Origin of the sequence: Vibrio coralliilyticus, assembly GCF_024449095.1 — a bacterium.
Taxonomy (GTDB): domain Bacteria; phylum Pseudomonadota; class Gammaproteobacteria; order Enterobacterales; family Vibrionaceae; genus Vibrio; species Vibrio coralliilyticus_A.
On record NZ_CP024627.1, the window covers coordinates 3,261,669 to 3,285,717 of the forward strand.

General features: G+C 46.6%; 15 protein-coding genes, 4 tRNA genes, 3 rRNA genes and 1 riboswitch. Of the genes, 4 read left to right on the forward strand and 18 right to left on the reverse strand.

The window, feature by feature from the left end; all coding sequences use genetic code 11:
- Positions 1-5: 5 nt before the first annotated feature.
- From CTT30_RS15390 to CTT30_RS15460, 15 genes are all read right to left on the reverse strand, one after another.
- Positions 6-767: a HesA/MoeB/ThiF family protein gene (locus tag CTT30_RS15390; protein WP_252035579.1), complete on the reverse strand. Its 762-nt coding sequence runs from the start codon at positions 765-767 to the stop codon at positions 6-8.
- Positions 761-1,990, reverse strand: coding sequence for a thiamine phosphate synthase (locus tag CTT30_RS15395; protein WP_252035581.1), 1,230 nt, complete (start codon positions 1,988-1,990; stop codon positions 761-763). The genes CTT30_RS15390 and CTT30_RS15395 overlap by 7 nt, the downstream gene beginning before the upstream one ends.
- A 2-nt stretch (positions 1,991-1,992) precedes the next feature.
- The gene (thiC, locus tag CTT30_RS15400) at positions 1,993-3,933 is read right to left on the reverse strand and encodes a phosphomethylpyrimidine synthase ThiC (RefSeq protein WP_252035583.1); all 1,941 of its coding nucleotides are present in this window, start codon (positions 3,931-3,933) and stop codon (positions 1,993-1,995) included.
- A 138-nt stretch (positions 3,934-4,071) separates the two neighbouring features.
- A riboswitch (TPP riboswitch) is annotated at positions 4,072-4,170 on the reverse strand.
- 69 nt (positions 4,171-4,239) lie between these two features.
- A complete protein-coding gene (gene crcB / locus CTT30_RS15405; protein WP_252035584.1) occupies positions 4,240-4,623 on the reverse strand; it encodes a fluoride efflux transporter CrcB in 384 nt (127 codons plus the stop codon).
- A gap of 110 nt (positions 4,624-4,733) precedes the next feature.
- On the reverse strand, positions 4,734-6,116 hold the full coding sequence (locus tag CTT30_RS15410) for a multicopper oxidase family protein (protein ID WP_252035586.1): 1,383 nt from the start codon (positions 6,114-6,116) through the stop codon (positions 4,734-4,736).
- A gap of 237 nt (positions 6,117-6,353) precedes the next feature.
- Positions 6,354-6,430: transfer RNA gene (locus CTT30_RS15415), tRNA-Trp, on the reverse strand.
- Between the two features lie 171 nt (positions 6,431-6,601).
- Positions 6,602-6,678 (reverse strand) — tRNA-Asp (locus CTT30_RS15420).
- Positions 6,679-6,709: 31 nt separating this feature from the next.
- A 5S ribosomal RNA gene (rrf, locus tag CTT30_RS15425) occupies positions 6,710-6,825 on the reverse strand.
- Between the two features lie 89 nt (positions 6,826-6,914).
- A 23S ribosomal RNA gene (locus tag CTT30_RS15430) occupies positions 6,915-9,803 on the reverse strand.
- Positions 9,804-10,097: 294 nt separating this feature from the next.
- Positions 10,098-10,173: transfer RNA gene (locus CTT30_RS15435), tRNA-Ala, on the reverse strand.
- 42 nt (positions 10,174-10,215) lie between these two features.
- Positions 10,216-10,292: transfer RNA gene (locus CTT30_RS15440), tRNA-Ile, on the reverse strand.
- 66 nt (positions 10,293-10,358) lie between these two features.
- Positions 10,359-11,910, reverse strand: a 16S ribosomal RNA gene (locus CTT30_RS15445).
- The 16S, 23S and 5S rRNA genes sit together here with 4 tRNA genes alongside, the layout of an rRNA operon.
- Before the next feature lie 452 nt (positions 11,911-12,362).
- Positions 12,363-12,890: a menaquinone-dependent protoporphyrinogen IX dehydrogenase gene (hemG, locus tag CTT30_RS15450; RefSeq protein WP_239838778.1), complete on the reverse strand. Its 528-nt coding sequence runs from the start codon at positions 12,888-12,890 to the stop codon at positions 12,363-12,365.
- A gap of 9 nt (positions 12,891-12,899) precedes the next feature.
- The gene (locus tag CTT30_RS15455; protein ID WP_239838779.1) at positions 12,900-14,357 is read right to left on the reverse strand and encodes a TrkH family potassium uptake protein; all 1,458 of its coding nucleotides are present in this window, start codon (positions 14,355-14,357) and stop codon (positions 12,900-12,902) included.
- A 45-nt stretch (positions 14,358-14,402) separates the two neighbouring features.
- On the reverse strand, positions 14,403-15,026 hold the full coding sequence (locus CTT30_RS15460; protein WP_252035588.1) for a YigZ family protein: 624 nt from the start codon (positions 15,024-15,026) through the stop codon (positions 14,403-14,405).
- Positions 15,027-15,274: 248 nt separating this feature from the next.
- On the opposite strand from CTT30_RS15460, the gene fadB reads away from it, so the two are divergent.
- A complete protein-coding gene (gene fadB / locus CTT30_RS15465; RefSeq protein ID WP_252035591.1) occupies positions 15,275-17,446 on the forward strand; it encodes a fatty acid oxidation complex subunit alpha FadB in 2,172 nt (723 codons plus the stop codon).
- A 12-nt stretch (positions 17,447-17,458) separates the two neighbouring features.
- Positions 17,459-18,634 (forward strand): acetyl-CoA C-acyltransferase FadA, encoded by a 1,176-nt coding sequence (fadA, locus tag CTT30_RS15470; protein ID WP_252035592.1) that lies wholly within the window; start codon positions 17,459-17,461, stop codon positions 18,632-18,634.
- Between the two features lie 56 nt (positions 18,635-18,690).
- Here fadA and punR read toward each other — a convergent pair whose 3' ends face one another.
- Positions 18,691-19,596: a DNA-binding transcriptional activator PunR gene (gene punR / locus CTT30_RS15475; RefSeq protein WP_252036660.1), complete on the reverse strand. Its 906-nt coding sequence runs from the start codon at positions 19,594-19,596 to the stop codon at positions 18,691-18,693.
- A gap of 149 nt (positions 19,597-19,745) precedes the next feature.
- Between punR and punC the strand changes: the two genes are divergently transcribed.
- Positions 19,746-20,945, forward strand: a complete 1,200-nt coding sequence (gene punC, locus CTT30_RS15480) for a purine nucleoside transporter PunC (RefSeq protein ID WP_252035594.1) — start codon at positions 19,746-19,748, stop codon at positions 20,943-20,945.
- 46 nt (positions 20,946-20,991) lie between these two features.
- On the opposite strand, the gene CTT30_RS15485 is transcribed toward punC, so the two are convergent.
- A complete protein-coding gene (locus tag CTT30_RS15485; protein ID WP_239870933.1) occupies positions 20,992-21,768 on the reverse strand; it encodes a transporter substrate-binding domain-containing protein in 777 nt (258 codons plus the stop codon).
- A gap of 91 nt (positions 21,769-21,859) precedes the next feature.
- Here CTT30_RS15485 and CTT30_RS15490 point away from each other — a divergent pair, with 91 nt between their 5' ends.
- Positions 21,860-22,600, forward strand: a complete 741-nt coding sequence (locus tag CTT30_RS15490) for an amino acid ABC transporter permease (RefSeq protein WP_252035596.1) — start codon at positions 21,860-21,862, stop codon at positions 22,598-22,600.
- A gap of 46 nt (positions 22,601-22,646) precedes the next feature.
- Here the strand turns inward: CTT30_RS15490 and glmU are convergent, their stop codons facing one another.
- Entirely contained in the window at positions 22,647-24,008 is a 1,362-nt protein-coding gene (glmU, locus tag CTT30_RS15495) for a bifunctional UDP-N-acetylglucosamine diphosphorylase/glucosamine-1-phosphate N-acetyltransferase GlmU (protein WP_252035598.1), read from the reverse strand.
- Positions 24,009-24,049 lie beyond the last annotated feature (41 nt).

Below are 24,049 nucleotides of genomic sequence, written 5' to 3' on the forward strand. Positions count from 1 at the left end.
AGCGCTTAACCTCTGCAAACAGCGCAATGTTTATCACGGGCAATTGTCATCACTTGCCATTCAAGAGTTAATCCGTTGAATAGATGGAGTTGACTAGGAAGAAAACTGAACCTTCCCATTGCCAGCCTTTGTATCGCAGCCAGTGCTTGATAGTTTCCCAATGTGCCTACAACAGGACCAACAACGCCACTATCGCTGCACTTTTTAGGTTGTATTAGTTCATCAAAAGGATAAAGACAGCGATAGCACCCCATCTTGCTGCGCTCTTTTTGCGAATAATCAAATACAGCAAACTGGCCTTGCCAGCCTACGGCTGCAGCAGAGATAAGTGGCTTGCTCTGTTTGAAACACACTGAATTGACTAATTGGCGCGTTTCAAGATTGTCCGTACAATCTAAAACAACATCGGCCAGCATAACTTCTAAAGCGAGTTGAGACTCTGAAAGCCGTTGAGAGATCGTGCGCAAGCTGATGCCCGAGTTTAGGGCACTCAACTGGTCTCGTATTGCCTTCGTCTTTTCCTCACCGAGGTTAGCCTCTCGATAAACGATCTGACGTTGCAAATTAGTACTATCTACCTTGTCATCATCAACAAGCACTATTTTTCCAACACCAGCTGCAGCTAGGTATAATCCTGCCGCACTTCCCAAGCCACCACAGCCAATGACAAGGGCATGGGCTCGATTCAATCTGTATTGACCATCTTCACCAATCTCAGGTAATGACACCTGTCTGTGATAACGTAAAAACTCTTGGTCTGTTAGCACGTTGAGGACTCCTCCGTTAGCCCTCTGAAGAATTGGACGGCATGCTCACATGAAGGCGCGTTGGTAATGGCACTAACCAGTGCCAAACTTGTCACACCACAGTCCCACACTGATTTGGCGTTTGCAGTGTTAATCCCTCCGATCGCAACGGTTGGTATCACAGCGGTTCCATTAGCGGACATAGAGTTAACCAATTTCTGATATAGGGCTAAGCGGACCAAACCTTGTGGGCTGGACATCAATTGCTTGGTTTTTGTTGGAAAGATGTGACCCAAAGCTAAATAGCTTGGATTGAACTGTGCAACTCGTAGCAACTCAAAATAACCATGTGTAGACAGACCTAAGCAGATATTGGCTTCTGCTAACACTTCAAGGTCAAGCTTCTCTAAGTCTTCTTGTCCTAGATGGACACCGAAGGCTTGATGCTCAATTGCTAACTGCCAGTGATCATTGATAAACACTTGTGCATCATACTGGAGGCCTAGCTCGATTGATCGAACAATCTGTTGCTCTAAATCGAGTTGTTGCGAGTCCTTAATACGTAGTTGTACCGTCTTAACCCCCATCTTCAAGAGTTTCTCGACCCAATCCGCGCTATTAACTACCGGATATAACGCCATCGCAGATTTACACACAGTAGGAAATAAGAGTTGCTTCCCTTTAGTCACACTATCAGTTTGAATACCGGAGCTAATATCCTCAATAAGCGGAATAGGAAAATCTTCGATACATTCGGCCCATGTTTCACGTGAAACATTTATCATTGCCCGAGAAAGGGTCAATGCATCTTCAATCGTGAATTGCAATGAAAGTAGAACAATAACCCAAGATAAGTGACGTATTTCTTCGGTATAGGGAATATGATCCGAGCTTGCCAGCGCATTGCTACCATGGCCATGCAAATTAGCCCAAATATCTATTGATTGTTCTTTCTCTGTAATATTGAGATAAACGTGCACTGGAAACTTGGAAGGCACATACTCTGTAAGAGACAGTTGTGAGTAGTAAATGAGGTAGTAATCTAAATTACCAACCGGAGAAGAACTGATTAAATCAGCCCCAAGAGCAATCGTGCTTTCGCCCTGAGTGACCTGAATAGTTTGAGCAGGGCTAATGCCCAACTCAAACTTATCTATTTCAAACCCTTGCTTCTTGGCCAGCCGCAGGCACAACCCCACCTCATGATGGAGTGTATCCATCATAGCTGGAATAAGGATCTTCACCGTTATCCCTCCGTGACCGAAGTTACTGCAGGGTGATAAAGCTCAGAGCCAGTCTCTCTAAACTCTTTAGACTTTTGACGCATGCCTTCCAATGGGTCATCAAGCAATTTGATTGAGATGGCTTGGTCCGCCGCGACTTGATCAATATCTTTTGCGTATTCTCGAACTTCCTGAGAGATCTTCATTGAGCAGAATTTCGGGCCACACATAGAGCAGAAATGGGCAACTTTACCTGACTCCTGGGGCAAGGTTTCATCATGGAATGCACGGGCAGTATCAGGGTCAAGCGCAAGGTTGAACTGATCTTCCCAACGAAATTCAAATCGAGCCTTAGATAAGGCATTATCACGAATCTGAGCACCTGGATGCCCTTTCGCTAAATCGGCAGCGTGAGCGGCAAGTTTATAAGTGATCAGTCCTGTCTTTACATCTTCTTTGTTAGGCAAGCCTAGATGTTCTTTTGGAGTCACATAACACAGCATTGCACAGCCATACCAACCAATCATTGCAGCACCTATACCCGACGTAATATGGTCGTAGCCGGGAGCAATGTCTGTCGTGAGAGGGCCGAGCGTATAGAAAGGCGCCTCATGGCAATGCTCTAGCTGCTCTTCCATGTTCTCTTTAATCATATGCATTGGCACATGCCCTGGGCCTTCAATGATCACCTGAACATCATACTCCCATGCGATCTTTGTAAGTTCTCCAAGCGTGCGTAATTCTGCAAACTGGGCTTCATCATTGGCATCTGCAATTGATCCAGGACGCAAACCATCACCAAGCGATAGTGCCACGTCATACTTAGCACAGATTTCACAGATCTCGCGGAAATTGGTATAGAGGAAACTTTCTTGATGATGAGCCAAACACCATTTAGCAATGATAGAGCCACCGCGTGAGACAATGCCTGTCACGCGCTTGGCTGTCATAGGGACATAGCGAAGGAGTAAACCTGCGTGGATAGTAAAGTAATCAACGCCCTGCTCGGCTTGTTCAATTAAAGTGTCACGCATTACCTCCCAATTGAGATTTTCGGCAATGCCGTTCACTTTCTCTAATGCTTGGTACATTGGTACAGTGCCGATTGGGACTGGGCTATTACGCAAAATCCATTCGCGAGTCTCGTGAATATTACGACCAGTAGACAGGTCCATCACTGTATCGCCCCCCCAACGTGTCGACCAAACCAACTTTTCAACTTCTTCTTCAATTGATGAGGTCACAGAGGAGTTACCAATGTTGGCGTTTACCTTCACAAGAAAGTTACGGCCAATGATCATAGGCTCAGATTCTGGGTGATTGATGTTTGAAGGGATAATAGCGCGACCTTCAGCGACCTCTCTGCGTACAAATTCAGCGCTGATTTCGTCTGGAAGATTAGCCCCAAAGCTTTGGCCTGAGTGCTGCTGATTAAGAACCTGATCTCGATACTTTGCGCGCCCCATATTTTCACGTAACGCAATATACTCCATTTCAGGTGTAATAATGCCTTTACGTGCATAATGCAGCTGAGTAACACATTGGCCACCTTTAGCACGACGGATGCGTGGCAGGTTGCCATAACGAAGCTCATCGAGCGTTTCATCTTCCAGCCGTTGCTTGGTGTACATTGAACTCACATCATCGAGCACTTCTGTATCATTGCGCTCTTCTATCCACTTCTCTCTCAGCTTAGGTAAACCACTGTACAGGTCTATGGTATGAGTAGGATCGGTATAGACTCCTGAAGTGTCATAAACCCTGATAGGTTCATTAGGCTCGAAAATCGGCTCTTCTTTTGTGCCACCAATAAGGCTATCAGCTAGAGTGATTTCGCGCATAGGCACACGAATATCTGGGCGTGAACCTTGTACGTATACCTTGCGTGAATTGGGGTACGGTTGTACCGAGAGAGAATCAATAAACTGTTTTGCTTCCAGTCTCGCTTGCTTGCGACTCGACATAGCATTTTTCCTTGCTTTGTTATTCTAGATAAAAAGATTTTGGATAAAAATGCTTGGCGGATAGATGCGACAAGAGGTATCAAAGTAATAAAGAAATGTATTACTTGAATGTAGATAGATCACAGGTGCGAAAATACAGTGATCTCTTCTCCTGTTCCCTTCGCAGATACTAATCTGATCAGGTTCAACGGATCCCGAATTAACGGTCTCAGCCTTATGGCACTCCGACAAGTAAAATCAGTATATAAAAACGGCCTGGTGAAACCAAGCCGTGTAGAAGAATATTAGCGAAACTTTACCCCAAAATTAGCTCTTAATCAGTATTTGAAAGCCAATACCAGCCGCTGAGATACTAAGTATAACGTTTAATAGTACGTTGAGACCCATCTTAAAAAATGCACCTTGCTGCATGAGTAATACATTATCCATGGAAAAAGTCGAAAAGGTCGTCAGAGCCCCAAGAAAGCCTAAGCCAACGATTTGTCGCCAAGGTTCGGTGGCCAACATTTCATTTTCAAATGCCGCGATCAGCAAGCCCATAATAAATGAGCCCACTACGTTGACCGTCAACGTACCATAGGGAAAACCACGCCCAAGTAAAACAACACACAGTTCGGAAATTAAATACCGAGAACACGCACCAAAGGCGCCACCCAAAGCGATAAAACCGAGAATCGAAAGTTGTCCCATGGTTCCTCCTGTCAAATTCTGCCGTATTGTATCTGGAATAAGGCTATTTTCGAATCAAAATCGCAACACATTATCTCAAATTAATTCTGAGATTTAAAAAGTTACAGGAGTCACTTTACTTCAATGTAACCCATTAATCCGGTTTTCATGTGTTCAATCACATGGCAGTGATACATCCAGCGCCCTGGATTATCTGCAACAAACGCCGCTTTGGCTCTACCGTTTTTACCTAGCAGTACGGTATCGGTATGGAACGGTTCTGCAATCTTTTTACCGTCCATTTCTAGAACTGTGAATGTATGACCATGGATATGGATCGGGTGGTGATACTGGGTGACGTTCTTTAAGTCAAAAATATAAGTCTTCCCCAATTCAAGTGTTGCCAAAGGTGCTGGAATATTATTTTTGCTCATACCTTCCCATGACCGTTTATTGGTTAACCAGAATTTGGGCATAGCTTTACCATCTTTACTCGTTGGGGTAACCGCGCCCTCCCACTCAAAAACAAAGTCAATTTCCTCAGCATTAGCCAAATCAAGCTGAGGCACTGGATTCAATGGTAACTTGGGCAATGGTTGAGACTCAGGCAAAGAAGATTTAACAACGTCGAATTCACACAGATGGAATGGGAAACGTCCCTTCATTTGACGAACATAGACACGCTCACCAGCTTGAGGAGCAATAAGACCTATATCAACCCTCATTCCTGGGCCAATTTTATGCTGAGATAGCTTATAGGGCGTTTTTACCGGATTACCATCGATAGCGATGACCCATGCGTCAGCACCTTCCACTGCAATCGGGTAAGTAATAGTATTGTCGACATTTGCTATTCGCAACCGTGTGGTCGCTCTGGCCTTCAGTTGGTAAATCGGCTCATGTATACCGTTCACACTACTCCACTCCCCTGGAGTGCCCATTCGTGCACTCATACGCGGGATCATTAAGTCTTTCCACTGGCCTTGCTTGTCTAGGTGCCAGTGCTTAAGCATCAATTCATGCTCTTCATCAAAGATAACAGGCTGGCTCTCTTCAACAATGATCAATCCTACCAATCCCATTCCAAGTTGCTTCACACTGTTCATGTGCGGGTGATACCAGAATGTGCCGGCATCAGGTGGTGTAAATTCATAGCTGAATGTCTCACCTGGCATGATAGGTGGCTGGCTAAGAAATGGGACGCCATCCATCTCAATAGGAATTCTCAGTCCATGCCAATGGATGGTAGTCGGCTCTGATAGTTTGTTAGTGAATCTTATGGTAACTGGCTCACCTTGACGGCAACGGATCGTAGGCGCAGGAATCTGCCCGTTGAATCCAAGCACTTGGGTTTGATAACCAGGCACCAATTCTGCAGTCGCAGGTTCAGCCGTAATATCGTAGACATAACGCCCTTGCGAATCAGTAGACCGGTTCATTGAACAAGCAGGAAGTACACTAAGAGCAGAAATAGCGAGTGAGGATTGCAAGAAGCGACGACGAGAGATTTCCATATTCTGATAACTATTATTGGTTCATTAGCAAAATGTAACAAATAATTAAGAATAATACTCACTAGAAAAGTAATTTTTAATGCCACTTATTATCACTGGATAAATGACAGATAAGAAAGAAAATAATAGCCCATGTCTTTGACTATTGAGTTATCTCGGGCGAGTTACGACTCTACAGATTAGACATTCATAGTTGGAACGAAAAAGGCTCTAGTCTTTCGACTAGAGCCTTAAATATGGCAGGGGTGGAGAGATTCGAACTCCCAACACGCGGATTTGGAATCCGCTGCTCTGCCAATTGGAGCTACACCCCTAAATTCTCTACAATCAGGTTCGAATGGATTAGAACTCCCAACACGCCCTATCACAAGGTATCTGGGGAATCCACTGCTCTTTATTCTTTCGAATTAGAGCTACACCACTGTAGAATCTTTTCAGATTTTAGATTCGAAAAAACCTCGCTATAAGCGAGGCTTCGAAATAAGTGGCGGAGCGGACGGGACTCGAACCCGCGACCCCCGGCGTGACAGGCCGGTATTCTAACCAACTGAACTACCGCTCCGCACTGGTTAGACTTAAAGTCTAAATTTAAAGCCTGGCGATGTCCTACTCTCACATGGGGAAGCCCCACACTACCATCGGCGCTATTGCGTTTCACTTCTGAGTTCGGCATGGGATCAGGTGGGTCCACAACGCTATGGTCGCCAAGCAAATTCTTTAATCTGGAAAGCTGTTAATGCGTTCTCTACACATTCAATCTGTTCTACTTTGAGTCCATCAAAACCCTTTGGGTGTTGTATGGTTAAGCCTCACGGGCAATTAGTACAGGTTAGCTCAACGCCTCACAACGCTTACACACCCTGCCTATCAACGTTCTAGTCTCGAACAACCCTTTAGGACCCTCAAGGGGTCAGGGAAGACTCATCTCAGGGCTCGCTTCCCGCTTAGATGCTTTCAGCGGTTATCGATTCCGAACTTAGCTACCGGGCAATGCCATTGGCATGACAACCCGAACACCAGAGGTTCGTCCACTCCGGTCCTCTCGTACTAGGAGCAGCCCCCTTCAATCTTCCAACGCCCACGGCAGATAGGGACCGAACTGTCTCACGACGTTCTAAACCCAGCTCGCGTACCACTTTAAATGGCGAACAGCCATACCCTTGGGACCGACTTCAGCCCCAGGATGTGATGAGCCGACATCGAGGTGCCAAACACCGCCGTCGATATGAACTCTTGGGCGGTATCAGCCTGTTATCCCCGGAGTACCTTTTATCCGTTGAGCGATGGCCCTTCCATACAGAACCACCGGATCACTATGACCTGCTTTCGCACCTGCTCGAATTGTCATTCTCGCAGTCAAGCGGGCTTATGCCATTGCACTAACCTCACGATGTCCAACCGTGATTAGCCCACCTTCGTGCTCCTCCGTTACTCTTTGGGAGGAGACCGCCCCAGTCAAACTACCCACCAGGCACTGTCCTCAACCCGGATAACGGGTCTAAGTTAGAACATCAACACTACAAGGGTGGTATTTCAAGGACGGCTCCACCGATACTGGCGTACCGGGTTCAAAGCCTCCCACCTATCCTACACATGTAGGGTCAATGTTCAGTGCCAAGCTGTAGTAAAGGTTCACGGGGTCTTTCCGTCTAGCCGCGGGTACACTGCATCTTCACAGCGATTTCAATTTCACTGAGTCTCGGGTGGAGACAGCGTGGCCATCATTACGCCATTCGTGCAGGTCGGAACTTACCCGACAAGGAATTTCGCTACCTTAGGACCGTTATAGTTACGGCCGCCGTTTACCGGGGCTTCGATCAAGAGCTTCGACTTACGTCTAACCCCATCAATTAACCTTCCGGCACCGGGCAGGCGTCACACCGTATACGTCATCTTACGATTTTGCACAGTGCTGTGTTTTTAATAAACAGTTGCAGCCACCTGGTATCTGCGACTCTCAATAGCTCCATCCGCAAGGGACTTCACCGTCAAGAGCGTACCTTCTCCCGAAGTTACGGTACCATTTTGCCTAGTTCCTTCACCCGAGTTCTCTCAAGCGCCTTGGTATTCTCTACCCGACCACCTGTGTCGGTTTGGGGTACGATTCCTTACAATCTGAAGCTTAGAGGCTTTTCCTGGAAGCATGGCATCAATGACTTCACTGCCGTAGCAGCTCGACATCGTGTCTCAGCCTTAAAGAGAGCCGGATTTACCTAACTCTCAAGCCTACGCACTTGAACCTGGACAACCGTCGCCAGGCCCACCTAGCCTTCTCCGTCCCCCCATCGCAATTGTAAGAAGTACGGGAATATTAACCCGTTTCCCATCGACTACGCCTTTCGGCCTCGCCTTAGGGGTCGACTTACCCTGCCCCGATTAACGTTGGACAGGAACCCTTGGTCTTCCGGCGTGGAGGTTTTTCACCCCCATTATCGTTACTCATGTCAGCATTCGCACTTCTGATACCTCCAGCAGACTTTACAATCCACCTTCAACGGCTTACAGAACGCTCCCCTACCCAATACATAAAATGCATTGCCGCAGCTTCGGTTTACAGCTTAGCCCCGTTACATCTTCCGCGCAGGCCGACTCGACTAGTGAGCTATTACGCTTTCTTTAAATGATGGCTGCTTCTAAGCCAACATCCTAGCTGTCTAAGCCTTCCCACATCGTTTCCCACTTAGCTGTAATTTGGGACCTTAGCTGGCGGTCTGGGTTGTTTCCCTCTCCACGACGGACGTTAGCACCCGCCGTGTGTCTCCCGGATAGTACTTACTGGTATTCGGAGTTTGCAAAGGGTTGGTAAGTCGGGATGACCCCCTAGCCTTAACAGTGCTCTACCCCCAGTAGTATTCGTCCGAGGCTCTACCTAAATAGATTTCGGGGAGAACCAGCTATCTCCAGGTTTGATTGGCCTTTCACCCCTAGCCACAAGTCATCCGCTAATTTTTCAACATTAGTCGGTTCGGTCCTCCAGTTGATGTTACTCAACCTTCAACCTGCCCATGGCTAGATCACCTGGTTTCGGGTCTATATCCAGCAACTTGACGCCCAGTTAAGACTCGATTTCTCTACGGCTCCCCTAGATGGTTAACCTTGCTACTGAATATAAGTCGCTGACCCATTATACAAAAGGTACGCAGTCACACCACGAAGGTGCTCCTACTGCTTGTACGTACACGGTTTCAGGTTCTATTTCACTCCCCTCACAGGGGTTCTTTTCGCCTTTCCCTCACGGTACTGGTTCACTATCGGTCAGTCAGTAGTATTTAGCCTTGGAGGATGGTCCCCCCATATTCAGACAGGATATCACGTGTCCCGCCCTACTCGATTTCACCTAAAATGCGCTGTCGGTTACGGGGCTATCACCCTGTATCGCAGACCTTTCCAGAACTTTCACCTGACGCATTATAGACTTAAGGGCTAGTCCAATTTCGCTCGCCGCTACTTTCGGAATCTCGGTTGATTTCTTTTCCTCGGGGTACTTAGATGTTTCAGTTCCCCCGGTTCGCCTCATTACCCTATGTATTCAGATAATGATAACTGCTTATGCAGTTGGGTTTTCCCATTCGGAAATCCCAGACTCAAATGACTTTTACTGTCTAATCTGGGCTTATCGCAAGTTAATACGTCCTTCATCGCCTCTGACTGCCAAGGCATCCACCGTGTACGCTTAGTCACTTAACCATACAACCCCAAAGGGTCTTTGTTAAACAACCAAAGTTGTCTGCCATTATTTAAACATGATGCAGACTCGATTTTGCCGGACTCAAATATTAAACATCACAAGGATGTTTCCAAGAACACTTGAATGTGTGTTGGTACCTAATTCAAAGAATTAGGATTTGAGAACTTTTATTGAATAACAACGCATCTCAAAGAGATGGGGATTGTTGTTATTCGTCAGCTTTCCAAATTGTTAAAGAGCTAGATTCATTTAAGAACCATTTTTAAGAACACTTAAGCAAGTATGCTTAAAGATGGTGGAGCTAAGCAGGATCGAACTGCTGACCTCCTGCGTGCAAGGCAGGCGCTCTCCCAGCTGAGCTATAGCCCCATCAAGGTGTCGATACTGTTGCCAATCTCCTGGGAGGAAGATTGGTGGGTCTGAGTGGACTTGAACCACCGACCTCTCGCTTATCAGGCGAACGCTCTAACCACCTGAGCTACAGACCCAGTATCGTCTCTTAAACTACATAAACCATCAATCTGTGTGGACACTCATCGTGAGTAATCATCGTATAAGGAGGTGATCCAGCGCCAGGTTCCCCTAGCGCTACCTTGTTACGACTTCACCCCAGTCATGAACCACAAAGTGGTGAGCGTCCCCCCGAAGGTTAAACTACCCACTTCTTTTGCAGCCCACTCCCATGGTGTGACGGGCGGTGTGTACAAGGCCCGGGAACGTATTCACCGTAGCATTCTGATCTACGATTACTAGCGATTCCGACTTCATGGAGTCGAGTTGCAGACTCCAATCCGGACTACGACGCACTTTTTGGGATTCGCTCACTTTCGCAAGTTGGCCGCCCTCTGTATGCGCCATTGTAGCACGTGTGTAGCCCTACTCGTAAGGGCCATGATGACTTGACGTCGTCCCCACCTTCCTCCGGTTTATCACCGGCAGTCTCCCTGGAGTTCCCACCCGAAGTGCTGGCAAACAAGGATAAGGGTTGCGCTCGTTGCGGGACTTAACCCAACATTTCACAACACGAGCTGACGACAGCCATGCAGCACCTGTCTCAGAGTTCCCGAAGGCACCAAAGCATCTCTGCTAAGTTCTCTGGATGTCAAGAGTAGGTAAGGTTCTTCGCGTTGCATCGAATTAAACCACATGCTCCACCGCTTGTGCGGGCCCCCGTCAATTCATTTGAGTTTTAATCTTGCGACCGTACTCCCCAGGCGGTCTACTTAACGCGTTAGCTCCGAAAGCCACGGCTCAAGGCCACAACCTCCAAGTAGACATCGTTTACGGCGTGGACTACCAGGGTATCTAATCCTGTTTGCTCCCCACGCTTTCGCATCTGAGTGTCAGTATCTGTCCAGGGGGCCGCCTTCGCCACCGGTATTCCTTCAGATCTCTACGCATTTCACCGCTACACCTGAAATTCTACCCCCCTCTACAGTACTCTAGTCTGCCAGTTTCAAATGCTATTCCGAGGTTGAGCCCCGGGCTTTCACATCTGACTTAACAAACCACCTGCATGCGCTTTACGCCCAGTAATTCCGATTAACGCTCGCACCCTCCGTATTACCGCGGCTGCTGGCACGGAGTTAGCCGGTGCTTCTTCTGCAGCTAACGTCAAATGAATGCGCTATTAACACATCCACCTTCCTCACTGCTGAAAGTACTTTACAACCCGAAGGCCTTCTTCATACACGCGGCATGGCTGCATCAGGCTTGCGCCCATTGTGCAATATTCCCCACTGCTGCCTCCCGTAGGAGTCTGGACCGTGTCTCAGTTCCAGTGTGGCTGATCATCCTCTCAGACCAGCTAGGGATCGTCGCCTTGGTGAGCCATTACCTCACCAACTAGCTAATCCCACCTGGGCATATCCTGACGCGAGAGGCCCGAAGGTCCCCCTCTTTGAGCCGAAGCTATTATGCGGTATTAGCCATCGTTTCCAATGGTTATCCCCCACATCAGGGCAATTTCCCAGGCATTACTCACCCGTCCGCCGCTCGACGCCGTTATCGTTCCCCGAAGGTTCAGATAACTCGTTTCCGCTCGACTTGCATGTGTTAGGCCTGCCGCCAGCGTTCAATCTGAGCCATGATCAAACTCTTCAATTTAAGATTTTGTCGGCTCAATGAATACTGAACATTACATAAAGTAATGTTTGAATTGACTGTGCTGAATCCGAAGATTCAATGGTCACTTCGTATCATTGAAACCTAAATTGATACCGAAGTATCGAATTGGATTATCATCAACGAGTGCCCACACAGATTGATAGGTTTATATTGTTAAAGAGCTTTCGTTTTAAGTCTTACTCAAAACGGACGGCCATTTTAGCGAGATAAAGTTTAGTGTCAACCACTTTTTTCAAACTTTATTCAAGCGTTTCCACTTGGCTAATTGACCTTGCTAACTGGCCTAACATTTCTGTTGAAGCGTTGCCGTGTCAGCGAGGGGGCATTATAGAGATAGAGATTATCTTGGCAACTCTTTTTCTCGATTTTTCTGTATTTTTTTACCTTTCGGTGAAACCTTAACCTCTAATGACCAAATTTCACCTTTATATTCACAAATTACTAAATTTTTGAGCAAATAATGTAACTTTTTCCCAGTTGGTGTATTCAACTTCCTTGCTGGTATCCGTCTCTCCTCCAGTCATATTCATAATGAACTTAATCATCATTTTATCGAACCAGTTATAACGAGGGTAATAGAGCGCACCGGCAAACACACCAATTAACTCCGGCTTCCAAGGAGACTTGATCAAGAATTTGCGAATATATGCGCTACCTTCAGGAGTATCTTTCCCTTGGTCTTCCTTCCTCGCAGTCAAATTAACGCAAAAGAAAGCAACCTTACTCGACTCTAACTCTTGCCTATATTGCTCTATAAACTGATAAAGCCGCTTATTTAAATGACCATATCGGATTGATGCGCCAATCAAAACCTTGTCATACAATTCAAAATTAATGTTTTCAGCACTGTGTAAATCCAGCGTTTCCACATCAAATTGTGAAAGCTCTTGCTCTATATAACGAAGGATCTTTTTGGTTTGCCCTTCACGGGAAGAATAAAGAAATAGTGCTTTGGTCACATAAGCTCCTTAACTGCGCCAAAATGTTGGAGTGAGTAGAATCAGTAAAGTGAATATCTCAAGACGCCCAAACAGCATAGAGACAATTAATACCCATTTGGCTTTATCGTTAACATCACCGAAATGCAATGCCACTTCTCCTAAACCTGGGCCAAGGTTATTGAGCGTAGCTGCCACTGCAGAAAAGGCACTTAACTCATCCATACCTGTCGCGATTAGTCCCAGCATGCATACCACAAACACCAAAGCGTAAGCAGAAAAGAACCCCCATACAGCATCGACTACACGTTGAGAGAGTGCAGTTCCACCTACTTTGATCGTGTAAACCGCTCTTGGATGTACCAAACGTTTTAGCTCGCGCGCACCTTGCAAAGTGAGTAATAAAATACGAATAACTTTCATCCCTCCCCCCGTTGAACCGGCACAGCCTCCGATAAAGGAAGAAAATAGCAAAAGTACGGGTAAGAAAAGCGGCCACTCGGAGAACCCTGTGGTCGTAAAACCAGCCGTAGTAGAAATTGAAACGGTCTGAAATAACGCCTGATCAAAAGCATCATAGACAGAGTTATAAGAGTGATGATTAAGCAGAATCAGAAAGCACACTACAAATAACAGTGCCTGAATGAAGATAAAAGCTCGGAACTCTGGATCTTTCCAATAGTATTTAGGATGAACACCACCGGATGCAAACGCAGCAAAGTGCAAAGAATAGTTACACGCAGAAATGAGTAAGAACACCACGGTAATCATGTTAATCGCGTAGCTATCAAAGTAGCCCATGCTGGCGTCATGCGTAGAAAAACCACCAATTGCGATAGTGGAAAAACTATGACCTATCGCGTCAAACGGCGTCATGCCCGCTAACCAGAATGCCAAGGCACACGCAATCGTTAAGCTCAAATAGATGTACCACAGCGCTTTTGCGGTTTCAGCAATCCTAGGCGTCATCTTACTGTCTTTGACTGGACCTGGAATCTCCGCGCGGTACAACTGCATGCCACCAATACCTAGTACAGGCAGAATTGCCACAGCAAGTACGATGATCCCCATTCCACCGAACCACTGTAGAAACTGACGATAAAACAATAGTGCCTTGGGAAGCTCATCAAGACCAACAATCACCGTTGCTCCTGTAGTCGTCAGCGCAGAAAAAGATTCAAAAAAAGCGTCTGTCACTGACACATTAGGATTATCAGAAAGCAAGAAAGGAATCGAACCCGCACTACCAATAACCGTCCAAAACAATACAACAATCAGAAAACCGTCTCTGGCTTTGAGTTCATGTTTATGACGGCGATTTGGCCACCAGCAGATAGCGCCACAGATGAGCAGAACAAAGAAAGTCGTAACAAAAGGCACACCTGCACCGTCACGATAAATCAACGCGACCAGCGCAGGCGCTAGCATTGAGACACTAAAAAGAGCGAGCAATAGCCCGACAATACGAATTATTGAACGAAACTGCATGAACTGATGATTACTGAAGCTGAGCTTCCGACTTCCTGATTATCTTTATTTTCCGTCTAAAGAGGTAACCAAAGCCTTGGCTCCACTTTTGTTGATTATGGTTTGGGTAAAGTCACTTACATAGCGAAGTTCAATTTCCACGACCATCTTTACTTGTTCACTATAGTCAGTCTCCACTTCTTGCGCGCTAAATTGCGGCAGTAAAGCCTGAACAATAGTCATAAAGCCATAGTCTAACTCCACTAATAGCTTTGTGGTTATTTTTTTCTCAATTGTTTGAAGCAACTTGAGTGCCTGCTGAACACCACCACCATACGCTTTGACTAAGCCACCAGTACCAAGTTTTATTCCACCAGAGTATCGAGTCACTACAGCCGAAATCTCACCCACTCCGGAACCTGATAGTTGAGCTAAGATGGGTTTGCCTGCCGTGCCAGAAGGTTCACCATCATCACTAAACCCCCATTTCATTGAATCTTCAGGTCGACCTGCGACAAACCCCCAGCAGTTGTGTCTGGCACCTGAATGTTGTGCTTTAACCTGCTCAACAAACGCCTTGGCAGCTTCGACAGATGGAGTATGCGCTAGCTGGGTAATAAAGACACTTTTCTTAATTTCTTCTTCGAATAGAGCAAGTTGAGCGGGGATAAGATAGGGCAGATCGTTCATGGCATTACGTCACTTTTCATTATCTTACCAGTCTACCATGAAACCCAATTAGCGCGCTTAAAAGATCAGCGGCAGCGCACAATGTTAAACACTTGTTTAAAAAATGTATTGAATTTAATTTTAGCTGAGTCCAAACTAAAACCACTGGTCTAACCAGAATAAAAATAAAGCGACATTTCTATATGCCGACCACAAGCCTGAGGTCGGTGTACGCGCAATCCCAAGATTGTATGTCATGGAGATAGATAATGATTTACCAAGCCGAAACCCTACAGGTAAAGGAATTACACGACGGTATCGCTGAGCTCAGTTTCTGCTCACCCAATTCTGTCAACAAGCTCGACCTCGCCACTCTTGAATCACTCGATAAAGCACTCGATGCTCTGAATGCCCATCAAGGCCTCAAGGGTCTGCTGCTGACATCAGATAAAGACGCTTTTATAGTTGGCGCAGATATCACTGAGTTTTTAAGCCTGTTTGCCAAAGAAGAAGCCGAACTCGATAAGTGGCTGCAGTTTGCTAACAGCATCTTCAATAAACTTGAAGACTTGCCTGTCCCTACACTTTCCGTGCTGAAAGGCCATACTCTTGGCGGTGGATGTGAGTGCGTACTTGCTACCGACATGCGCATTGGTGACAAAACCACCAGCATTGGCTTACCAGAAACTAAACTCGGAATCATGCCTGGCTTTGGCGGCTGTGTACGCCTGCCCCGCGTCATTGGTGCTGACAGTGCAATGGAAATCATCACGCAAGGTAAAGCTTGCCGCGCAGATGAAGCACTGAAAATTGGCTTACTTGATGCTGTGGTTGACAGTGAGTCATTGTATGAATCTGCGCTAGCAACGCTTACCCAAGCGATTAATGAGAAGCTTGATTGGCAGCAGCGCCGCAAACAAAAAACCTCTCCACTTACTCTCAGTAAGTTAGAAGCGATGATGAGCTTCACGATGGCGAAGGGCCTAGTGGCACAAAAAGCAGGTCCGCACTACCCTGCACCGATGAAAGCGGTCATCGCCATTGAAGAAGGTTCACGTTTTGCACGTAATGAAGCCCTAGATATTGAGCGTAAGTACTTCATCAAATTAGCTAAGTCCGAAGAAGCGAAAGCACTGGTTGGTCTTTTCCTTAATGACCAGTACATCAAAGGTATTGCCAAGAAAGCAGCGAAAAACGCTAACAAGCAAACTGAACGCGCAGCGGTGCTCGGTGCAGGCATTATGGGTGGCGGTATTGCTTACCAATCAGCCCTAAAAGGCGTGCCGGTTATGATGAAAGACATCGCTCAGGCATCTTTAGATCTCGGTATGACAGAGGCGTCTAAGCTGCTTAATAAGCGCTTGTCACGCGGCCGTATCGATGGATTTAAGATGGCTGGTATCCTAGCGTCGATTACACCTAGTCTACATTACGCCGGGATTGAAAATTCGGATGTGATTGTTGAAGCTGTGGTAGAAAACCCGAAAGTAAAAGCCGCAGTATTAAGTGAAGTAGAACAGCAGGTCAGCGAAGATACTGTTATCACTTCCAATACTTCAACGATCCCAATCAACTTACTGGCGAAGTCTCTTAAGCGTCCTGAAAATTTCTGTGGTATGCACTTCTTTAATCCAGTCCACAGAATGCCGCTGGTTGAAATCATTCGCGGTGAAAAGACCTCGGATGAAACCATCAATCGTGTTGTTGCTTACGCCGCGAAGATGGGTAAATCACCAATCGTGGTCAATGACTGTCCAGGTTTCTTCGTTAACCGCGTGCTATTCCCATACTTCGGTGGTTTCAGCATGTTGCTTCGTGACGGTGCAGACTTCACCAAAGTCGACAAAGTCATGGAGCGTCAGTTTGGTTGGCCAATGGGCCCAGCTTACCTGCTAGATGTAGTAGGTATTGATACTGCTCACCATGCCCAAGCGGTGATGGCACAAGGCTTCCCTGAACGCATGGGTAAGTCAGATCGCGATGCGATTGATGCTCTGTTCGACGCCAATAAATACGGACAGAAGAATGGCAGCGGTTTCTACAGCTACAGCGTAGATAAGCGCGGTAAACCGAAGAAAGCCTTCACCGACGAAATTCTACCTATCCTGTCGGAAGTCTGTAGCCAAACTCAAGAGTTCGATGACCAAACCATCATTCAACGTATGATGATTCCTATGATCAACGAAGTGGTACTTTGCCTACAAGAAAACATTATTGCCTCTCCACAAGAAGCCGATATGGCATTAGTGTACGGCTTAGGCTTCCCTCCATTCCGCGGCGGGGTGTTCCGTTACTTAGATAGTGTGGGCATTGCTGAATATATCGCGATGGCAGAACAGTACCAAACGCTCGGTGCTATGTATCAGGTTCCACAAATGCTGATTGATATGGCTGCTAAAGGTGAAACCTTCTACGGCACTCAGCAACAAGGTTCTATCTAAGGAGATTCCCACATGGCTTTACAAACAAGAAACGTCGTTATCGTAGATTGTCTACGTACACCTATGGGTCGCTCTAAAGGTGGTGCATTCCGACATACTCGTGCTGAGGACCTATCAGCACACCTAATGAAAGGCATCCTAGCGCGTAACCCTCAGGTTAATCCAAGTGAGATTGAAGATATTTACTGGGGCTGTGTTCAGCAAACCCTAGAGCAAGGCTTCAACGTAGCACGTAATGCAGCCCTACTGGCAGGCCTGCCGATTGAAATTGGCGCGGTGACGGTTAACCGCTTATGTGGTTCCTCGATGCAGGCGCTACATGACGGTACTCGCGCTATCATGACAGGTGACGCTGAGATCTGTCTAATTGGTGGTGTTGAGCACATGGGCCACGTACCGATGAACCATGGGGTAGATTTCCACCCAGGTATGTCTAAACATGTCGCCAAAGCAGCAGGCATGATGGGTCTGACAGCCGAAATGCTGGGTAAGCTGCACGGCATCAGCCGTGAGCAGCAAGACGAATTTGCCGCACGCTCTCATGCTCGCGCTCGCGCTGCTACGTTGGAAGGTCGCTTTAAGAATGAAATCTTACCGACTGAAGGTCATGCAGCGGACGGTACCTTATTCACTCTTGACCATGACGAAGTCATTCGTCCAGAGACTTCTGTAGAAGGCCTGTCTCAGTTACGTCCAGTATTTGACCCTGCAAATGGTACAGTCACAGCAGGTACGTCATCGGCGCTTTCAGACGGCGCGTCTGCAATGCTGATCATGAGTGAAGACAAAGCAAACGAACTCGGTTTAACCATTCGTGCCCGTATCAAAGGTATGGCGATTGCGGGCTGTGATCCTTCTATCATGGGCTATGGCCCAGTACCTGCGACGCAAAAAGCACTAAAACGTGCTGGCCTGTCCATTGAAGATATGGATGTGATTGAGCTTAATGAAGCTTTTGCTGCACAATCTCTACCGTGTGCAAAAGACTTAGGCTTGTTGGAAGTGATGGACGAGAAGGTTAACCTGAATGGCGGTGCAATTGCACTAGGCCATCCGCTAGGCTGTTCTGGCTCACGCATCTCAACCACACTGATCAATCTAATGGAATCGAAAGACGCAAAATACGGTCTCGCGACTATGTGTATTGGTTTAGGTCAAGGTATTGCAACGGTATTCGAACGTCCGTAAAGTGCCGATCGTAAGAAAAGCAAAGCGCCAGTAAGAACTGGCGCTTTTTGAACCCCTCATCTTGCTTGCAACCAGTCTTGATATAACTGCTCACTGGATCCTAGGTAGTCGACCATCCATTGAATCATCTTATGATTTTCATCTTTGCGCCACACTAAGCAGCAATGGCTCAAAGGTTTCTCTTCAGGAAGAATTTTTTCCACCAACAACCCTTCAGCAATCAAAGGGCGCGCAATATGCCGAGGCATATAGCCCACCCCCACACCGTTTTTTAGGCACTCTATCGCACTGTACCAGTTGGGTAGCAGCAATCTGCGCTGCTTGGGATAATGCACTGTGTGTCTCTTGGGTAATAAATTGGAAGTATCATCTAAGCAGATTGCAGGATACTGACTGACGTACTCTTCACTTAATGCCTGCTGTTTCACACACGGATGGCTGGGAGACATGACAAACGCCCAATCTAAAATACCCATTTCACGAACTTCAAAATCTCCTCCAACGGGAATCGCTGCTGTCGCACCGATAACGATATCAGCGCGACCTTGTGAAATCGCTTCCCAAGAACCATTAAACACTTCCATATTGATTTGTAATTCAGCGTAAGGAAAAGTCTGATAGAAATCTTCAATGAGAGGTTTGAGTCGCTCAAGCTTCACCACATTATCCAACGTGATCTTGAGCGTTTTCTGCCAACCATGGGCGGCGCGTCTCGTTTGCGCTTTCACTTCTTCCATCTGACGTAACATAGCTCTGGCTTGATCCAAAAACAGTTCTCCAGCCGCTGTCAGTTCTACTTTTCTTGGAAGACGACGAAATAGCACCACATCTAGCTCTTGCTCTATCTGACGAATACTATAACTAATCGCAGACGGCACCTTATGCAGCTCTTCCGCTGCCGCAGTGAAACTGCCCAACCGAGCAACAGTGTCCACCAGCTCTAACGATGTTTGCGAAAACACACCCACAATAATACCTTTCAAAAATTTTGATTAATAACTGTAAATTTTAGCGTTTCAATTTCATGAATATGAAAAATAGAATAGCAAAGTTAATAAAAAGGTTGGCGCCAACTTATAACAATCCGTGAATTTTTTTGAATGGAAAGATGATGAAAATCTCTAAATTACAACTTTTTTATTTAGCCTCGTTATCAATGCTAGGTTTTATTGCCACAGATATGTACTTACCTGCTTTCAAGGTGATGGAAAATGACTTCGCCACAGGTCCAGAACAAGTCGCATTATCGCTGACCGTCTTTTTAGTCGGTATGGCAATGGGTCAGCTACTCTGGGGGCTGGCCTCTGATAAATTTGGCCACCGTAATACTCTTGCCGTAGGTTTAGGTTTATTTACTTTGGCATCTTTTGGTCTCGCCTTCAGCGATCAAGTCTGGCAATTACTGACACTTCGCTTCGTTCAGGCCATTGGCGTCTGCGCTCCCGCTGTGATTTGGCAAGCCATGGTTATCAAGCGTTATTCCAGCAGCAGCCAACAAATCTTTGCCACCATCATGCCCTTAGTCGCACTCTCTCCCGCGTTAGCCCCCCAACTGGGTGTCGTACTGGCAGATAACTTTGGTTGGCACAGTATTTTTGTCACTCTGACCTTAATGGGGCTATTTTTGGCAGTGACAACAATGGCACAAAGCCAGGAGAAGGCACCAGCCAAACAAACAAGCATAGGTTCAGACATCAAAGCGCTAGTAGGCTCAAAGACTTATTTGGGCAACGTCATGATGTTTGCTACCGCATCAGCGGCCTTCTTTGCTTACTTAACTGGGATGCCAGAAATCATGGCTCAGCTTGGTTACGAAGCCAAAGATATCGGTCTAAGTTTTATTCCACAGACGATCGCCTTTATGGCTGGTGGTTACCTAGGGAAAAAAGGGGTAACCAAATTTGGTGACGAAAAAGTACTGCGCCAGTTGATTGGTTTATTCAGTGTCGCTTCACTACTGGTGTTTATCGCCTCACAATGGCAGCTAACGTCTATCTGGCCGATTCTTGCACCCTTCTGTTTAATTGCGGTTGCGAACGGTGCGCTTTACCCGATTGTCGTCAACCGCGCATTGGCCAGTGCTAAGCAGAGCCCAGCCACTGCAGCAGGACTGCAAAACAGTTTGCAGATCTGCATCAGCAGTCTCGCCAGTGCATTAGTCGCGGCGATGGCTAGCCAAGCTCAAGTCATTACAGGTGTCACTATTCTGATCTGTATGGGTGGGTTGTGGATAGGATTTGTTGTCTCTAATCGTCAATTGTCTGAGCACTTTACAACTCCAGATAATTCACGAGTGGTAAGTGACGAATAAACGATAAAAAGAGCCGCACAATGCGGCTCTTTCCTATTCAAAGCACTTACATGCTTGTAAGTCCCCATTTTTCAGCGGTTTTCTTAAAGAAGCCCTGAGTTTTTTTCAGTTCCACCCAATGGTTAATGTAATTAATCCATACCTGATCATCCTGAGGCAGCAACATCGCAATCGGTGTCGGTTTACGTGGCTGTTTTACAGGGACAATCGCAAGCTGTTTAAATTTCTCCACCAGTGTTGCAGCTTCAACATTGGAGGTGACTGAAACATCTGCACGACGAGCCAATAACTCTTGGAAATCGCGAGCGGGCGCTTCAATGACGATGTGCTTCGCGGAAGGAAAAAACTCTTTGACCATCTTTTCTTGGACCGTACCTAACGTTGCGGCCACTTTCACATCCTCTTTATTGAAATCGCTCCAATCCGAGAATTTTTGTAGATCCTTTTTCTGTACGACGGGTACAAACGCCAAATAGAAATAAGGTTGACTATAACCTGCCACTTTCGCACGTGACATATTCAATGATGCACTTCCCGTTATGTCATACTTGTTTGCTGTAATGCCATTGACCAAGGTTTTCCAGTCTGTCGCCACGTATTCAATTTTCACACCTAAGTCTTTAGCCAGTTCAGTGGTAACATCAATGTCAAAACCACGATAGCTGTTCGTTGCTGGGTCTTTCATCGTCATCGGATTCCAGTCCCCAGTCGTCCCTACTCGTAATACTCCGCTGTCGAGAATATCATCAAGTCGGCTAGTGTCAGCCGCCGATTGCCCAATCGATAAAATACACAGTCCGAGTGCGAGGATGAACTTGTTCATTTAACCTTCCTTAAAGTTATTACGCTCTGTGATTGTTCACTGCTAACATAGCAGCAACAAAGCTATTTTTTTAGACAATACAGGATGTAATGTGACCTATCGTTATTTCTGGCTGGCAACACTTCTGCTCCTTACTGGTTGTAGTGACTACCAATGGGGCTGGTATGTGCTCGATCCAGCGACAGAGCAAGGCCAAACCAATCTGAAGTTTCTCAGTGCAGGGTTTTACGACACGATCACGATTTCTTTGTTGAGCATGGTTCTCGCCATGTTAATAGGCTTGATGGTTGCTCTGCCCTCATTATCGAGCTCAACATGGCTAAATGGCTTTAACCGGGTTTATGTTGAAGTGATTCGCTCAATTCCTGTGCTTGTTCTGCTGCTGTGGGTCTACTACGGCCTACCAACACTATTGGACATCTCCCTCGATCACTTCTGGGCAGGTGTCATCGCTCTTACCATTGCCGAAAGTGCTTTTATGGCGGAAGTGTTCCGTGGCGGTATTAAATCTATTACCAAAGGACAGCATGAAGCAGCTGAGTCACTTGGCCTGAACTATTGGCAAAAGATGCGCTTAGTGATCCTTCCACAAGCATTTAGGCAAATCCTACCACCGCTCGGCAACCAATTTGTCTATATCCTAAAAATGAGTTCACTGGTCAGTGTGATTGGCTTGAGTGACTTAACAAGGCGGGCCAATGAGTTGGTAGTTAATGAGTACTTACCACTCGAGATCTATACCTTCTTGGTGCTGGAATATCTGGTATTGATTCTACTGGTATCACAAGCTGTCCGGTGGTTGGAGCAACGAATAGCGATCCCAAGTAACTGAATACAAAAACGCCGCCCTAAGGCGGCGATCCTTTAATTACTTCGGACTACTTCTTCTTGACGGGACGCTGCCAGCCTGTGATTTTGCGCTCTTTCGCACGGGTAATCACTAACTCTCCTTCAGCGACATCTTTGGTTAATGTGGTTCCCGCTCCAACCGTCGCACCGTCAGCGATGCTTACTGGCGCCACTAGCTGGCTGTCAGAACCAACAAATACATCATTACCGATAACCGTCTTAAACTTATTTGCGCCATCATAGTTACAGGTGATCGTGCCTGCGCCGATGTTTGTACGTTGACCAATTTCCGCATCACCTAAATAGGTCAGGTGATTCGCTTTAGAACCCTCGCCAATACGCGCATTCTTCACTTCAACGAAGTTGCCTACATGAGAGTCATTACGCATCTCTGCCCCCGGGCGTAAGCGAGTGAACGGGCCAACCGTACAGTCTTCACCCACCGTTGCACCTTCAATCACGCTGTAAGGACGAATGACGGAATTATCATCAATTTCACAGTCTTTTAGCACGCTACCTGTGCCAATGATCACGTTATCACCTAAGGTGACTTTGCCTTCAATGATCACGTTGGTATCGATCTCACAATCCATTCCGCATTGCAGTTCACCACGTAGATCAAAACGAGCAGGATCACGTAGCATAACGCCTTGCTCTAACAGCTTTTTCGCTTGCATTGATTGGAAAGCACGCTCTAAGCGAGCGAGTTGAGCACGGTCGTTAACGCCTTCCACTTCAATCGGATTCACTGGATGCACAGCTTCTACAGCACGACCTTCGTCGTGAGCCGCAGCAATGACATCCGTCAGATAGTACTCACCTTGGGCATTATTGTTATTTAGACCAGATAGCCAGCGTTTCAGATCACCACCTGTCGCGACCATCACACCAGTATTGATCTCTTTAATCAGCTTCTGCTCTTCAGTCGCGTCTTTCTGTTCGACGATAGCTACTACAGGGCCATTCTTACGCACAATGCGTCCATACCCCATAGGGTTATCCAGAACCACGGTCAGTAACGCAATACCACCAGTAGGCTGCGCATCCAATAGGCTTTCGATTGTCTCTTCTGAGATCAGTGGTACATCACCATAGAGCACTAAGATCTTTTCATCATCCTCAAATTGACAAGAGGCTTGATCCACAGCATGACCTGTACCTAATTGATCCGCCTGCAGCACCCAGTTGACTGACTCTTCCGCCAACTCTCTCTGCATCTGGTCGCCACCATGGCCGTACACCAAATGAATATTTTGCGCACCTAAACTGGCACATGTATCAATCACATGCTTTGCCATAGGTTTGCCCGCCAAGGTATGCAGTACTTTGGGCTTGTTCGAGTACATGCGAGTCCCTTTACCCGCTGCGAGGATCACCGCGCTAAATTTCATTCAGTAACCTTTAAATGTGCTGTTTTTAAACTGAGAGGTAT

Excerpts from the sequence above, each read along its gene's own strand:
- punC (WP_252035594.1), top strand. The coding sequence starts at position 19,746 with ATGAAAATCTCTAAATTACAACTTTTTTATTTAGCCTCGTTATCAATG.
- thiC (WP_252035583.1), bottom strand. The coding sequence starts at position 3,933 with ATGTCGAGTCGCAAGCAAGCGAGACTGGAAGCAAAACAGTTTATTGAT.
- CTT30_RS15485 (WP_239870933.1), bottom strand. The coding sequence starts at position 21,768 with ATGAACAAGTTCATCCTCGCACTCGGACTGTGTATTTTATCGATTGGG.
- CTT30_RS15455 (WP_239838779.1), bottom strand. The coding sequence starts at position 14,357 with ATGCAGTTTCGTTCAATAATTCGTATTGTCGGGCTATTGCTCGCTCTT.
- fadB (WP_252035591.1), top strand. The coding sequence starts at position 15,275 with ATGATTTACCAAGCCGAAACCCTACAGGTAAAGGAATTACACGACGGT.
- fadA (WP_252035592.1), top strand. The coding sequence starts at position 17,459 with ATGGCTTTACAAACAAGAAACGTCGTTATCGTAGATTGTCTACGTACA.
- crcB (WP_252035584.1), bottom strand. The coding sequence starts at position 4,623 with ATGGGACAACTTTCGATTCTCGGTTTTATCGCTTTGGGTGGCGCCTTT.
- glmU (WP_252035598.1), bottom strand. The coding sequence starts at position 24,008 with ATGAAATTTAGCGCGGTGATCCTCGCAGCGGGTAAAGGGACTCGCATG.
- CTT30_RS15410 (WP_252035586.1), bottom strand. The coding sequence starts at position 6,116 with ATGGAAATCTCTCGTCGTCGCTTCTTGCAATCCTCACTCGCTATTTCT.
- CTT30_RS15460 (WP_252035588.1), bottom strand. The coding sequence starts at position 15,026 with ATGAACGATCTGCCCTATCTTATCCCCGCTCAACTTGCTCTATTCGAA.